Annotated in this window: 12 protein-coding genes, 1 other RNA gene and 1 other annotated feature (1 of these 14 running past the window's edge); of the genes, 11 read left to right on the forward strand and 2 right to left on the reverse strand. The window is 32.6% G+C overall.

Annotated elements, in window-relative coordinates; translation table 11 throughout:
- Positions 1 to 39: 39 nt before the first annotated feature.
- The 4 genes from hisS (at position 40) to LQ598_RS01330 (ending at position 4,150) form a co-directional block, all read left to right on the forward strand.
- Complete coding sequence (hisS, locus tag LQ598_RS01315) at positions 40 to 1,305, forward strand: histidine--tRNA ligase (protein WP_107559168.1); 1,266 nt, start codon at positions 40 to 42, stop codon at positions 1,303 to 1,305.
- Positions 1,305 to 3,077 carry an aspartate--tRNA ligase gene (gene aspS / locus LQ598_RS01320; protein WP_107536703.1) on the forward strand — a complete coding sequence of 591 codons (1,773 nt, stop codon included), beginning with the start codon at positions 1,305 to 1,307 and terminating at the stop codon, positions 3,075 to 3,077. Before hisS ends, aspS begins: the two co-directional genes overlap by 1 nt.
- Before the next feature lie 57 nt (positions 3,078 to 3,134).
- A non-coding RNA gene (gene ssrS / locus LQ598_RS01325) (6S RNA) lies at positions 3,135 to 3,327 on the forward strand.
- 55 nt (positions 3,328 to 3,382) lie between these two features.
- On the forward strand, positions 3,383 to 4,150 hold the full coding sequence (locus LQ598_RS01330; RefSeq protein WP_016911537.1) for a tRNA threonylcarbamoyladenosine dehydratase: 768 nt from the start codon (positions 3,383 to 3,385) through the stop codon (positions 4,148 to 4,150).
- 42 nt (positions 4,151 to 4,192) lie between these two features.
- Here the strand turns inward: LQ598_RS01330 and LQ598_RS01335 are convergent, their stop codons facing one another.
- Positions 4,193 to 5,455, reverse strand: coding sequence for a replication-associated recombination protein A (locus LQ598_RS01335; protein WP_103323218.1), 1,263 nt, complete (start codon positions 5,453 to 5,455; stop codon positions 4,193 to 4,195).
- A 90-nt stretch (positions 5,456 to 5,545) separates the two neighbouring features.
- Between LQ598_RS01335 and cymR the strand changes: the two genes are divergently transcribed.
- Both cymR and LQ598_RS01345 read left to right on the forward strand, forming a co-directional pair.
- Positions 5,546 to 5,965: a cysteine metabolism transcriptional regulator CymR gene (gene cymR / locus LQ598_RS01340; RefSeq protein ID WP_016911539.1), complete on the forward strand. Its 420-nt coding sequence runs from the start codon at positions 5,546 to 5,548 to the stop codon at positions 5,963 to 5,965.
- Between the two features lie 234 nt (positions 5,966 to 6,199).
- Positions 6,200 to 6,934: a trypsin-like serine peptidase gene (locus LQ598_RS01345; protein ID WP_016911540.1), complete on the forward strand. Its 735-nt coding sequence runs from the start codon at positions 6,200 to 6,202 to the stop codon at positions 6,932 to 6,934.
- A gap of 308 nt (positions 6,935 to 7,242) precedes the next feature.
- Here the strand turns inward: LQ598_RS01345 and LQ598_RS01350 are convergent, their stop codons facing one another.
- Positions 7,243 to 8,250: an LLM class flavin-dependent oxidoreductase gene (locus tag LQ598_RS01350; RefSeq protein ID WP_016910815.1), complete on the reverse strand. Its 1,008-nt coding sequence runs from the start codon at positions 8,248 to 8,250 to the stop codon at positions 7,243 to 7,245.
- A 314-nt stretch (positions 8,251 to 8,564) separates the two neighbouring features.
- Here LQ598_RS01350 and sal point away from each other — a divergent pair, with 314 nt between their 5' ends.
- From sal to recD2, 5 genes are all read left to right on the forward strand, one after another.
- Complete coding sequence (sal, locus tag LQ598_RS01355; protein WP_239745122.1) at positions 8,565 to 10,190, forward strand: Sal family ABC-F type ribosomal protection protein; 1,626 nt, start codon at positions 8,565 to 8,567, stop codon at positions 10,188 to 10,190.
- Positions 10,191 to 10,249: 59 nt separating this feature from the next.
- Positions 10,250 to 11,398 carry a cysteine desulfurase family protein gene (locus LQ598_RS01360; RefSeq protein ID WP_103323215.1) on the forward strand — a complete coding sequence of 383 codons (1,149 nt, stop codon included), beginning with the start codon at positions 10,250 to 10,252 and terminating at the stop codon, positions 11,396 to 11,398.
- The gene (gene mnmA, locus LQ598_RS01365; protein WP_107556792.1) at positions 11,391 to 12,500 is read left to right on the forward strand and encodes a tRNA 2-thiouridine(34) synthase MnmA; all 1,110 of its coding nucleotides are present in this window, start codon (positions 11,391 to 11,393) and stop codon (positions 12,498 to 12,500) included. Before LQ598_RS01360 ends, mnmA begins: the two co-directional genes overlap by 8 nt.
- An 84-nt stretch (positions 12,501 to 12,584) precedes the next feature.
- Positions 12,585 to 13,253, forward strand: a complete 669-nt coding sequence (locus tag LQ598_RS01370; protein WP_016910819.1) for a tetratricopeptide repeat protein — start codon at positions 12,585 to 12,587, stop codon at positions 13,251 to 13,253.
- Between the two features lie 2 nt (positions 13,254 to 13,255).
- Entirely contained in the window at positions 13,256 to 15,634 is a 2,379-nt protein-coding gene (recD2, locus tag LQ598_RS01375; protein ID WP_016910820.1) for an SF1B family DNA helicase RecD2, read from the forward strand.
- Positions 15,635 to 15,674: 40 nt separating this feature from the next.
- Positions 15,675 to 15,734: a binding site (T-box leader), on the forward strand; it runs 107 nt beyond the window's last position.

Genomic DNA, 15,734 nt, shown 5'->3' on the forward strand with positions numbered 1-15,734 from the left:
CATACAAGGGGCTTTTTTTATTTTAAAGGAGGAAGTTTTATGATAAATATACCACGTGGTACACAAGATTTATTACCAAAAGATACTTATAAATGGCAATACATTGAAAATAAATTACACGAATTAATGAAATTATATAATTATAAAGAAATTAGAACACCTATTTTTGAAAGTACAGAATTATTTAGTAGAGGCGTTGGTGATTCAACTGATGTTGTACAAAAAGAAATGTACACTTTTCAAGATAAAGGTGATAGAAGTCTTACATTAAGACCTGAAGGCACAGCAGGTGTTGTGAGAAGTTATATTGAAAATAAAATGCAAGGTGAACCTAATCAACCCGTAAAATTATATTATAGCGGTCCGATGTTTAGGTATGAAAGAAAACAAAAAGGACGCTATCGCCAATTTGTTCAATTTGGTGTAGAAGCAATTGGTTCAGAAAACCCGTCAATAGATGTTGAAATTATTTCAATGCTCGTACACATCTATCAATCATTTGGATTAAAAGATTTAAAATTAGTTATAAACAGTATTGGTGATGCTGAATCAAGAGCGGACTATACGAAAGCATTACAAGCTCACTTTGAGCCGGTTATTGATACGTTCTGTAGTGATTGTCAAAGTAGATTACACACTAATCCGATGCGTATTCTTGACTGTAAAGTCGATAGAGATAAAGAAGCGATTAAAAATGCACCGAAAATTACAGAATACTTAAATGATTATTCTAATCAATATTTTGATGATGTTAAACACTTATTAGATGAATTAGGTATTGAATATGAAATCGATACGAATCTTGTTAGAGGATTAGATTATTATACGCACACTGCTTTTGAAGTTATGAGTAATGCAGAAGGATTTGGAGCTATTACGACATTGTGTGGTGGCGGTCGTTATAATGGATTATTAGAATTGTTAGATGGCCCTAAAGAAACAGGTATAGGGTTTGCATTGAGCATTGAAAGATTATTACTTGCGCTTGAAGCAGAAGGTATTGAAATAGAACAAGAAGACTCAATTGATTTATTTATAGCTACGATGGGTGAAAAAGCCGATCAATTTTCAGTACAATTGATTAACAAATTAAGACTTGCTGGTATAAGTTGTGATAAAGATTATCTTAGCAGAAAATTAAAAGGGCAAATGAAACAAGCAGACAGACTTAATGCTAGAAATACAATTGTTATTGGTGAAAACGAATTAGAACAAGAAAAAGTTGAAGTAAAAAATATGGAAACTGGTGAACAAACACTTGTTTCATTATCAGAATTAGAGAATTATATAAAGGTGGAATCATAATGGATAAGAGAACAACATACTCAGGAAAAATTACAGAAGAATATATTGGACAAACAGTTACATTAAACGGATGGGTACAAAAGCGACGTGACTTAGGTGGTTTAATTTTCATCGATTTGCGTGACCGTGAAGGTGTTGTACAAATAGTCTTTAACCCAGACTTTTCTGAAGAAGCTTTACAAGTTGCTGAAAAAGTACGCTCTGAATATGTTATTCAAGTTAAAGGTTTAGTAAGCAAAAGAGACGAAAAATCAGTCAATGACAAAATTAATACTGGTAAAGTAGAAGTACAAGTTTCTGATATTCTTATTTTAAATGAATCAGAAACACCACCATTTTCTATAACAGATATGAATGACATTGATGAAAATGTACGTTTGAAATATCGTTATATAGATTTAAGAAGAGAAAGTTTAGCTCAAACATTCAAAATGAGACATCAAATTACACGTTCGGTTAGAAATTATTTAGATGAAGGTGAATTTTACGAAGTTGAAACACCTGTTTTAACAAAATCTACACCTGAGGGCGCTAGGGACTATCTTGTACCATCACGTGTTCATGATGGTGAATTCTATGCTTTACCTCAATCACCTCAAATATTCAAACAGTTATTAATGATAGGTGGATTTGATAAATACTACCAAATCGTTAAATGTTTTAGAGATGAAGACTTAAGAGCAGATAGACAACCTGAATTTACTCAAATCGATATTGAAATGAGTTTCGTTGATCAAGAAGATGTTATAACAATGAATGAAGGTTTAATGAAGCGTATTATGAAAGATGTCAAAGGCATTGATATTACAACACCATTCCCACGTATGACTCATGCTGAAGCTATGGAAAGATACGGAATTGACAAACCGGATACTAGATTTGGTATGGAATTGATTAATTTATCTGACCTTGCATCAAAAATGGACTTTAAAGTATTTAAATCTGCTGTTGAAAATGGCGGCGAAGTCAAAGCGATTGTTGTAGAAGGTGCAGCAAATGATTACTCAAGAAAAGATATAGATCAGTTACAAACTTTCGTAAGTATTTATGGTGCAAAAGGTTTAGCTTGGGTTAAAGTTACTGAAGAAGGTTTAAATGGACCTATCAGTAAATTCTTTACTGAAGATAATGTAGCCGAGTTGTTAAGTAGTACAGAAGCTACCAATGGTGATTTAGTATTATTTGTAGCTGATAAAAAAGACGTTGTAGCAGCAAGTTTAGCTCAATTAAGAAATAAATTAGGTAAAGAACGTGGATTAATTGATCCAAATAAATATAATTTCTTATGGGTAACAGATTGGCCATTATTTGAATACGATGAAGATTCAAAACGATATGTAGCAGCCCATCATCCATTTACTGCGCCTAAAAAAGAACATGAATCGATGTTAGAAACTGATCCTACAAATGTTGAAGCAAATGCTTATGACATCGTTCTTAACGGTTTTGAACTAGGTGGAGGTTCTATTAGAATTCATAAATCAGATCTTCAAGAAAAAATGTTTAAAGCACTTGGATTTACTGATGAACAAGCGCAAGATCAATTTGGTTTCTTAATTGAAGCATTCAAATATGGTGCGCCACCACATGGCGGTATTGCTTTAGGTCTTGATAGATTAGTCATGCTCTTATCAGGTAGAACGAACTTAAGAGATACGATTGCATTTCCTAAGACTGCAAGTGCTTCATGTTTATTAACAGATGCACCAAGTGAAGTATCTAATAGTCAACTACATGAATTACATTTGCAACTTGATTTAGATGAAAAATAATTAAAAGTTTAAATACTTGTTATTTAGAAGAATTATGATAAAATAAATTTATAAGGTAGTCATCTGAAGTGTTCGTAATAAGCTTTTAATATTTTGACCTAACACTTTTGATCAAGGGAGCTTAATTGGTTTTCTTAATAGCGCATACGCCTCGTAAGGAGGACATGCAAAATAAGAAACAGAGCACCCACCTGTATATAGCAGGCCAAAATGATCTAGCACTTAATATTACGGCACAATTGGATTCTATCGGTACGCAAGACTTTATGTCTTGCGTATTTTTGTGTAAAGGAGTTAATTAAACTATGAAGCATCAATTTTCTAGAAATGAATTAGCAGTAGGTAAAGAAGGTTTAGACTTATTAAAAAGTAAAACAGTAGTTGTGCTTGGTGTAGGTGGCGTAGGTTCGTTTGCAGCTGAAGCACTCGCAAGAACTAATATTGGTCACATTATATTAATAGATAAAGACGATGTAGATATTACAAATGTAAATAGACAATTACATGCGTTAACAACAACAATAGGTCAATCTAAAGTTGATTTAATGGAAGAACGTATTAAGCTCATTAATCCAGATTGTAAAGTAACATCACTTCATATGTTCTATACAGAAGAGACGTATGAGGCGTTATTTAATGAATATGATATTGATTATTTCGTCGATGCTAGTGATACGATTATGTATAAAGTACATTTAATGAAAGAATGTTTAGAAAGAGACATTGATGTTATTTCAAGTATGGGTGCTGCTAACAAGACAGATCCAACTAAATTTGAAATTGCTGATATTTCTAAGACACATACTGACCCAATGGCAAAAATAATACGTCTGAAATTAAGAAAAATGGGCATCCATAAAGGAATTAATGTCGTATTTAGTGACGAAAGTCCGATTATGATTCGTGAAGACGTTAAAGAAGTTATCGGAGATAAAAATGCAAAAGTAAGAAAAGCTCAAATGCCACCATCATCAAATGCATTTGTACCAAGTGTTGTCGGCTTAATTTGTGCGAGTTATGTTATTAATGATATTTTGAAAGATATACCAGTAAAAAGAGTCAAAGATAAATAACAACGACTTTGATATAAAAAATGAGACTGGACGTATCCAGTCTCATTTTTTTAAGTTTTTATATATTTCTGCTAGCTTTTGTTCAGATTTAGAAGTGAGCTTTGGCTGATAGTACTGTTTATCTTTTAATGTATCAGGTAAATATTGTTGTTCTACATAGCTATTTTCGTAGTTATGTGGATATTTATAACCAATCGCATTTCCTAATTCTTGAGCACCTTGATAGTGGCCATCTTTTAAATGTTTAGGCACTAATCCAGCTTTTCCATTTCTAATATCAGACAATGCACTGTCAATAGAGACAATAGCTGAATTTGATTTTGGAGATAGACATAATTCAATTACGGCTTGACTCAGTGGAATGCGTGCTTCTGGAAAACCAAGACGTTCACTTGCTTCAATAGCAGATAACGTTCTTGCAGCGGCACCAGGTGATGCTAAGCCGATATCTTCATAGCTAATGACAAGCAAGCGTCTTGCAATCGTGGGTAAATCCCCAGCTTCAATGAGTCTTGCTAAATAGTGTAAAGCGGCATCAACGTCGCTACCTCGAATGGATTTTTGGAAGGCACTCATTACGTCATAGTGCTGATCACCGTCTTTATCATGTTGAAAAGCATTTTTTTGTATGCATACTTTAGCATCTTCAATCGTGACATGACGTTTTTCATTTTCAGTATCGGCGCTAAGTACGGCTAGTTCTAACGCGTTCAAAGCACTTCTAACATCACCATAACTTGCTTTTGCAAAATACTGAATGGCTTCATCATCTACAACGGGTGCGTAACTGGCTAAACCGTTTTCCGAATCTTCAAGTGCTCTGTGTAAAGCAATTATGATATCATCTTCTTCTAATGGGAAAAGTTCAAAAATTTGCGTTCTGCTTCGTATAGCTGGATTAATAGCATGATAAGGATTTGATGTCGTTGCACCGATGAGTACAATTTTACCAGACTCTAAATGAGGTAATAAAAAATCTTGTTTAGCTTTATCAAGTCTATGAATTTCATCTAGTAATAGAATAACTTGGCCAGACATTTTGGCTTCTTCAACAACTAATTGCATATCTTTCTTAGTATTGGTAACGGCGTTTAGTTGTCTGAATTTATATTGAGTACTGCCTGCTATAGCTTGCGCAATACTTGTTTTACCAATTCCAGGTGGTCCATAAAAAATCATAGAAGTTAATCTTTTAGTATTTACCATTCTTCTAATAATTGCTTTTGGACCTACTAAATGCGATTGACTGATAACATCGTCAATCGTTTTTGGACGCATTCTATAAGCTAATGGTTCGTTTTTCATTTGTGATCAACCTTTCTAATTACTCAAAGTGTACAAAAAATGATAAAATAAGTTAACAATATTCTTTAAAGAAAATAAGAGGTGTAGTACATGAAAATTTCTACTAAAGGACGATACGGCTTAACACTTATGATATCGTTGACTAAGCGTTACGGTCAAGGATGTACATCGTTAAAATCTATCGCAGAAGAAAATAATTTAAGTGATTTATATTTAGAACAACTAGTAGGACCACTACGTAATGCTGGTCTTATTAAAAGTGTAAGAGGGGCCAAGGGGGGCTATCAATTACAAAAAGCACCATCAGAAATAACAGCGGGTGATGTTATTAGATTGTTGGAAGGACCTATTACACCTGTCGAAGGTATAGAAGATGAACCTCCAGCACAACAGCAATTATGGATACGAATTCGTGATGCTGTTAAAGAAGTACTTGATAATACAACATTAGAATATTTAGCAAACTATACAAACCAAGATGAACTTGAAGGGTATATGTTCTACATTTAAATTTAACAAGACTGTCCATTAGATGAATAACTGATGGATAGTCTTTTATTTTTTTTTTTTTTTTGAATAGTTTAAACAAAATAATGCTCAACTGTATGCATTTCATGCTTAACTGTATTAATAAAAGTTATATTATGACAGTTAAGCATGAAATTTGATAATGTAGTGTAATTTTCTCCTCTGTATAATTTTTCATATTAAGATAGTTGTAGACTCAAATAAAGGGGAGATTATATGAAAAAATTCAAAGTTTACATATTGACCGTAGTTTCAATTTTATTATTAAGTTTCGTAGGTTTACCTTTAGAAGCAAATGCTAAAACGGATGAACCTTCATCAAGAGTTATACTACCTAATAATGACCGAGAACAAATAACAAATACAACATCGGCACACTATCAATCCATTGCTTTTGCTGATATTGGAGGGACTTCAATAGCCTCAGGAGTTGTAATCGGTAAAAATACAGTATTAACAAACAAACATGTTGTAGATGCAACTAACGGAGATGCATCAGTATTAAAATTTTCACCGGCTGCAAATGGAGATGGAAATTACCCAGCAGGAACATTTACAGCGACTGATTATAAAACAGCTCCAGATGGAGAAGATTTAGCTGTCGTAACAGTTGGTGAAAATAGTGAAGGACAATCAATAGGGGATGCTGTTCAACCAGCAACAATAGCTGATACATCAACTGTTAAAAAAGGTGATGATATTACTGTTACAGGATACCCAGGAGACAAGCCAATCGCAACATTATGGGAAAGTAAAGGCAATATCTTGTCAGCTTCAGGAAGTGATGTAACTTATGATTTAAGCACATATGGTGGGAACTCAGGTTCTCCAATATTTAATGCTAGCAATCAAGTAATCGGTCTACATTACGGTGGCGTACCAGATAGTCATAACAGCGGTGTATTATTTAATAGTAGCGTTCAAGAATTTATCAATAGTAACTTGAAATAAATAAAAGCTGCTGGGACATAAATGTCCTAAAAACTTAAAAAGAGCAGAAGTCCATTTTTAAAATCGAACTTCTGCTCTTTTTTTGTATAAAAATGGATATCCTTCACGATTTTGTGAAGTGCTGACGCCTGAGGGAATAGTATGAGAGAGAGACTACAGGCTCGAACCATACCCCTAGGCAAGCATGCACGAACAAAATCGTAGATTTCATAAAAATAACAACTCATTTCTAGCTGAATAAATCAGTGAAATGAGTTGTTATTTATTTTGCGTTGGGATTTATGCCCTAAGATCTTTGTTATGACTTTTTATTCACCGTAAACGTCATCGACGATTTTTTTGAATGATTCAAATGATTTGTATTGTTTTTCTAAATCATAAATATAACTTACAGCCATTATTTCATCTACATTATATTTCTTTTGGAAGTCTAATAATTGTTTTTTAACTGTTTCTTCACTTCCAATGAATGATGTGTTTGTTTTAGATTGAGCCATATATTTTTCTTGAGGTGACCAAATGTTTTCTAATTGATCTGTTGGTGGTTGTAAAGGCAGACGTGAATTTCTCACGATTCCTAAGAACATTAAGTGCATTGTTGATGATAAGAAAGTTGCTTCTTCGTCTGTTTCACCTACAATGACATTTAAACAAATAGTGACATATGGTTCATCTAAATACTCTGATGGTTCAAATAAGTCTCTATATATTTCAATAGCTTGTGACATTTGTTCAGGCGCAAAGTGTGCGGCGAATACGTAAGGTAATCCTAAACGTGCTGCTAAATGTGCAGAATCCGTTGAAGACCCTAAGACATATATCGGAATATTTGTATCAACACCCGGATAAGCTCTTACATAAGATTGATTTTCTTCTGGTCCAAAATATTTAAGTAATTGATTAATATCGTCGCCAAAAGTATATACACCTTTATGAGAATCACGTCTTAATGCAGAAGCTGTCATCATATCTGTACCTGGCGCTCTTCCTAATCCTAAGTTTAGTCTGTTAGGAAACATTGTTGCCATTGTGCCGAATTGTTCTGCTACAACGAGTGGGGCATGGTTAGGTAGCATGATACCACCAGAACCAACTTGTATAGATTCTGTATGTTCTAATGTATGTTGAATCAGTAATGCAGTAGCTGAACTTATAAGGTTAGGTGCATTATGATGTTCTGCAATCCAGTACCTTTCATAACCGAGTTCCTCTACATTTTGTGCTAATGTGACCATGTTTTTAATGGCCTCTTGCTCTGTTTCTCCCTTTCTTAATGGAACGAGATTCAATGCAGAGACTGGGAATTTAGATTTCATTTTATGACTCTCCTTACTTAATTATATATTGGAAGTATATCAAGCGTCATCGCAATGCACTATTTAATTGCTCAACAAAAGTTGACTAACTTACAAGTTAAAGATATAATAAACCCAAATTTAATGAGAGGTGGCATCAATAATAGGCATGGATATCCAATAATTTTTACGACATAAAGTTATAACGTAAAAATACCATTGTATTACACAATGATGATTGGAAGAGTATGTCTATATTTTGATGTTGCCATTACATAATAAATAGTGTAATGGTGTGTCTTCCTGTGTAATGCATGGATCGAGGAGGCAACATTATGCTATTTTTATTTGAAGAAAAACCTTTAGAGATTGAACAAAAAGTCCTTATACCTTCATTAACTTTTAACATTGAAGATAATGAACATATGGCAATTGTAGGTGTTAACGGTATCGGAAAGACCACATTATTAAATGAAATTCATTTTAATGAAAATATTGATACAGCAATGATGGAACAAGATTTGAAGGCATTTGAGAATTTAAATGTCATGCAATTTATTATGCTAGCATACCCAGAGTTATCAAGATTAAGAGAAAATTTAAGTGAACTAGATTATCTAAATCGCTTTATTGAATTAGATGGTTATGATATTGAACAAAATATTATTATAGAAGGTAAAAAGTTAGGTTTAACAGAAGGTCATTTTGATCAATTGATTTCTACATTAAGTGGCGGAGAACAAACGAAAATTTCATTTTTAAAAGTTAAATTAGATAAAGCATCATTATTATTAATAGATGAACCAACTAATCATATGGATCAAGAAATGAAAGTATGGTTAACAAAAGCTTTTAAACAAGAGCAACGGGCAATATTATTTGTGTCTCACGATAAAACATTCTTAAATGAAACGCCAGATTCAATATTAGAATTAAATAAGAATGGTGCAACAAAGTATCCTGGTCAATTAGGGCATTATAGACAACAAAAAGAAATAGAATATGAAACAGTTAAACAACAATATGAAAGACAAGAGAAAGAACAACAAGCTATAGAAGAAACAATTAAAAGATATAAAGAATGGTATGAAAAAGCATCAAAAAAAGCATCTGTAAGAAGTCCTTACCAGCAAAAACAATTGAGTAAACTGGCAAAAAAATTCAAATCTAAAGAACATCAAATGAATAAAAAGCTAGAGCAAAATAACATTATGAATCCTGATGAACAAGAAAAATCATATTCGATTCAACATCATACTTTTAAACCACAGTATTTAGTTAAATTCGATAATGTAACATTTTCATATAAGGAGAGAGTTATTTTTGAAAATGTATCGTTTCATATAAAAAGAAATCAAAATGTTATTATTGAAGGGCCAAATGGCTCGGGAAAATCCACTTTAATAAAATTAATATTAGGTCAATTAGTACCTGATAAAGGAGAAATAATCATTCACCATGAATTAGAAATAGGTTATTTTTCTCAAGATTTTAACAATTTAACGATGGAAAATACAGTGTTAGAAGAAATTATGTGTATTCCTGAAATTAAAGAAACAGATGCGCGAACAATACTAGCAAGTTTCTATTTTGACAAGGATAGAATAGATGATGTTGTTAATACTTTATCAATGGGTGAAAAGTGTAGACTACAATTTGTTAAATTATATTTCTCAAATCCTCACATACTCATATTAGATGAACCGACAAATTACTTTGATATTGACATGCAAGAAAAAATTATACAATTAATACAATCATTTCAAGGTAGTACGCTTATTATTTCACATGATAAACACTTTAAAGAAAAACTTAAAGATCAAGTGTGGACTATAAATGAACGAAATTTAACTCATGAAAATTTAAAAATTGATAATCCATTAAATGCTGAAAATATGAAAAAAAATTTAAATGAATTAGAACAATATACTCATGAAAGAAATCGAGAAACAGAGTTCTAGTCATTTTATGAAAATGGTGCTAGAATAGGTACATTGAAAACTAAGAAAGGACGTTCAACATGAAAGTATATGCAGATTATGCAGCAACTACTCCCGTTAAACCGATTGTTACAGAGAAGATAACCGAAATACTATCTGAACATTACGGAAATCCATCTTCAATTCATTCTATTGGTAGAGATGGTAGAAAGTATTTAGATCAATCTAGAAGAGAAATTGCTACATTATTAGGAGCAAACCCTAATGAAGTCATTTTTACTAGTGGTGCAACAGAGTCTAATAATACAGCTATTAAAGGAATCGCAAGAAAACGCAAGCACTTAGGAAAACATATTATTACGAGTAGAATAGAGCATCATTCTGTATTACATGTTTTTGAAGAACTTGAACGTGAAGGTTTTGAAGTTTCTTATATAAATGTAAACGATGAAGGGCTTGTTGATTTAGATGAGTTGAAACAAGCTATCAATCCTGAAACAACATTAGTATCGATTATGTTAGTTAATAACGAAGTAGGTACTGTACAGCCATTATATGAAATCGCTGAAATTTTGGAAGAACAAAACATTGCTTTTCATGTTGATGCCGTTCAAGCAATTGGTCATATGCCGATTGAATTTGATGAAATGCCTATAGATTTATTGAGTATGACTGCTCATAAGTTTGGTGGACCAAAAGGAATTGGCGCCTTACTTGTCAAAAAAGGTATACAATTAGATACGTTTATTCAAGGCGGAGAACAAGAACTCAAGAGAAGAGCTGGTACTGAAAATGTACCTTATATATGTGGGATGGCTTCAGCTTTAGCAGTTGCAAATGAACATATGGATGAGAACAATGTTCATTTGATGAATTTAAAAGAAAAACTCATTGTCGGTTTACAACAACATGCTATTCCATTTGAGCTAAATGGTAGCATGGTAGATACAACAGGGCATATTACGAATTTGTATTTTCCATTTATTGAAGTGGAAACAATGCTTACATTATTAGATATGGCCAACATATATGTATCAAGTGGTTCAGCTTGTACAGCAGGCTCAACACTACCATCACATGTTCTAGAAGCTATGTATGGTGAGCATGAAAGAGTTAAGCAATCTGTGAGATTTAGTTTTAGTGATTTAACAACAGAAGAAGAAATAAACTATATTGTGGACGCAATTATGAAAATATACAATCAATTTAAGGAGGAAGAAAATGAATAATGAAACTACCCGTGTAGTCGTTGGTATGAGCGGGGGCGTAGATAGTTCTGTTACTGCGCATATATTGAAAGAACAAGGTTATGATGTAGTAGGCATATTTATGAAAAATTGGGACGATACGGATGAAAATGGTGTGTGTACAGCTACTGAAGATTATAATGATGTAATAGAAGTTTGTAATCAATTAGATATACCATATTATGCTGTAAATTTTGAACAAGAATATTGGGATAAAGTCTTTACGTATTTCTTAGATGAGTATAAAAAAGGAAGAACGCCTAACCCTGATGTGATGTGTAATAAAGAAATTAAATTTAAAGCTTTCTTAAATCACGCTTTGAAACTTGGTGCTGATTATGTGGCAACTGGTCACTATGCACGTGTTAACCGTGAAGGTGACAAAGTTGAAATGTTACGTGGCGTAGATAATAATAAAGATCAAACTTATTTCTTGAATCAACTTACTGAAGAACAATTATCTAAAGTAATGTTTCCTATCGGTGAATTAGAAAAAAGTGAAGTAAGAAGAATAGCTGAAGAACAAAATTTAGCAACTGCTAAGAAAAAAGATTCAACAGGTATATGCTTCATAGGAGAAAAGAACTTCAAAACATTTCTATCTCAATATTTACCAGCACAAAATGGTAAAATGCAAACATTAGATGGTGTAGATATGGGTGAACATACCGGTTTAATGTATTACACGATTGGACAAAGACACGGACTAGGTATCGGCGGAGATGGAGACCCTTGGTTTGTAGTTGGTAAAAACTTAAAAGAAAATATTCTATATGTAGAACAAGGTTTTCATCATGATGCTTTGTATAGTAATTACTTAATCGCATCTGACATATCATTTGTGAATGATATTGATTTTTCACAACCTGTAAAATGTTCTGCTAAATTTAGATATAGACAAAAAGATACAGATGTAACAGTTGAAAAAATTTCTGACAATCAAATTAAAGTTACTTTTGATCAACCAGTTCGTGCTATTACACCTGGTCAAGCCGTTGTGCTTTATGATGGTGAAGTTTGTCTAGGCGGCGCAACAATTGATAAAGTATACAAAACTGAAAAACAATTAGATTATATGGTATAAATCTCTAGAGGTGTTATCTTTTCTGATGCACCTCTATTTATTTTTGTTATAATTAAAAGTAATGATATTTAAAGGAGTTACAACATGCATAGTGAAGAACAAATAGTTGAACTAATACAAGATAAAAAATTCGATCAAGCACTTTCATATTTATTTGAAAATATTGAAGCAGATCCGAACGAAGTTACGAATTATATTAATGCTGGTACAATTTTATCAGAGGCAAATGACATTGAAAGAGCAGAAAAATTCTTCCAAAAAGCGATTACGGTTAACGAGAGTCATGGTGGCGCGTATTACAGCCTTGCAAATTTATATTACAATCAACAACGTTTTGAAGAAGCGGTTAAATTATATCAACACGCATTGAAAAGAGGGCTCAATGACGCAGATACAAACTTTATGCTAGGTATGAGCTTTAATGAATTAGGTGCGCATACAGAAGCATTACCATATGTTATGAGAGCGTCTGAACTTAATAACGAAGATGTAGAAATCGGTTTTCAATACGGTTTAACATTGTGTCAACTTGAAATGTTTGAAGAAGCGGTTAAACAGTTGGAAATTGTCTTAGCAAAAGATCCTAAACATGTAGATGCTTTATATAACTTAGGTTTAGCAAAATATATGAAAAATGAAGACCCACACGAAGCGCTTACTTATTTTAGAAAAGCAGTAGACATACAACCAGATCATTTATTAAGTGGGCATGCGATAAAAATGTTTGAACAATTAGCTGAAGAGGAGGACTAACATTGGAAAACTTATCTTTATTTGATCTTTCACATGTAAAAGGTGAAGTTATTAGAATCTTATTTCAAAATAGTGATAACTATTATACCGTTATAAAAGTTGATGTGATGGACTCAAATGAAGATTTCGATCAAGAAGTCACAATTGTTGGTTATCTTCCTCAAATAGTAGAAGGCGAAACATATCTTTTTAAAGGTAAAGTAATTAATCATCCAAAGTATGGTAAGCAATTACAAGCTGAAACATTCGAAAAAGAACTGCCACAAACTAAACAAGGCGTTATTCATTATTTATCTAGTGATTTATTTAAAGGTATAGGAAAGAAAACTGCAGAAACAATTGTTGATAAATTAGGCGAAGACGCACTTAAAAAAATAATTGAAGAGCCAGAAGTATTGAAAGAAATACCTAAATTAAACAAACAAAAACGAGATACGATTGCAGCAGCTATACGTGAGAATCAAGCTATAGAACGCATCATGATTAAACTGAATGAACTTGGTTTTGGACCGAAACTTGCTATGTCTATATATCAAGTTTATAAGGAAGAAACGCTTAATATTATTAAACAAACACCCTATCGATTAGTTATGGATATTAACGGTATTGGCTTCCAAAGAGCCGACCAAATTGCCGAACAAGTAGGTATTTCAAAAGACCATCATGATCGACTTGTCGCTGGAATTAGCTATTTCTTAGATCAACAATCTTTACAAAATGGTCATACATTTTTGCCTGTTGATATATTAATTAATGGTGCATATGAATTGTTAAATCATAATCAACCAGAAGTCGTGAATAAAGATCAGCTGAACAGTGTTATTTTAGAGATGAGTGAAGAAAACAAATTAATAATTGAAGATAATAATTGTTTTTTACCTTCTCTATATTATTCTGAAGCTAAAAGCGTTCAAATTATCCATCGTCTTTATCAACATCAAGAAGAACTTAAAGATATTGAAAAAAGTGATTTGCAATTACACATTGGTGAAATTGAAGATATGAATGACGTGTCATATGCTGATGGTCAAAAATTAGCATTAGAAACAGCGATAAACAACAAGATGATGCTACTAACAGGTGGACCTGGTACTGGTAAGACGACAGTTATAAGAGGGATTTGTGAATTGTATTCTGAAATTCATGGTGTCAGTTTAAATTATGATGATTACCAAGAAGGTACTGACTTTCCTATCGTATTAGCTGCACCTACAGGACGTGCAGCAAAACGACTGAGTGAATCAACAGGTTTAGAAGCTATGACCATTCATAGGCTAATAGGTTGGAGCAAAGATACACAACCGGATGATGTGCTTGATAATGATATACATGCGCATTTAATTATTTTAGATGAAATGTCCATGGTAGATACTTGGTTAATGTACCAGTTTCTACGTGCGGTGCCAGATCATGCTCAAATAATCTTTGTAGGTGACGAAGATCAGTTACCTTCAGTTGGACCAGGACAGATTTTCAAAGATTTGATTGATTCTAAAGTGATACCTAGAGTTAATTTAAAAGAAGTTTATAGACAGCAAGAAGGTTCTTCAATTATTGATTTAGCACACAAAATAAAAAACGGTTTACCAGTATCAATTAATGAAAAACATCATGATCGATCCTTTATCCCGTGTAGTAGTAATCAAATTGCAACAGTAGTTGAAAAAGTTGTCCAAGGTGCAGTGAATAAAGGTTATAACATGCAAGATATACAAGTGTTAGCCCCAATTTATCGCGGCCCTGCAGGTATTAATAAACTGAATGAGTTATTACAAGATATTTTGAACCCGAAAGATGAAACAACTCGCTATCTTGAGTATGGAGATATCGAATATAGAGAAAATGATAAAGTGTTACAGCTCATAAATCGACCAGACGATAATGTATTTAATGGTGATATTGGTGTTGTAACAGGCGTTTATAAAGCAGAAGAAAATGCGTTAGGTAAAGATGTAGTCATTGTAGACTATGAAGGAAATGATATTACTTATACGAAACAAGATTTATCAGAAATAACACATGCTTATTGTTGTTCCATACACAAATCGCAAGGTTCTGAGTTTCCAATTGTAATCATGCCTATAGTTAGACAATACTTTAGAATGTTACAGAAGAACATTTTGTATACAGGACTAACCCGAGCTAAACAATCATTGGTCATTTGCGGAGAAGAGAATGCTTTTAATCAAGGTATACAAACGTTAGGGCATGGACGAATGACGTCATTTGATACTAAATTAAAAACATATTTTCAAACGGATACTGAAAATACAAACGAACCTAGTGAAATGAAAAACTTAATTTTAACAGAAGATAATATGTATGAAATTGACCCGATGATTAACATGAAAGATAAAACACCTTATGATTTTATGAAATAATTGACATCTAAAAATCCAGTGCTTATAATCTAATAGAATGCTAATAAAGAAGCCGAGTAAATAATATATTGTTTAAAGAGACATGTTGGTTGGTGTGAAA

It is taken from the genome of Mammaliicoccus sp. F-M27, from assembly GCF_022387115.1.
Taxonomy (GTDB): domain Bacteria; phylum Bacillota; class Bacilli; order Staphylococcales; family Staphylococcaceae; genus Mammaliicoccus; species Mammaliicoccus vitulinus.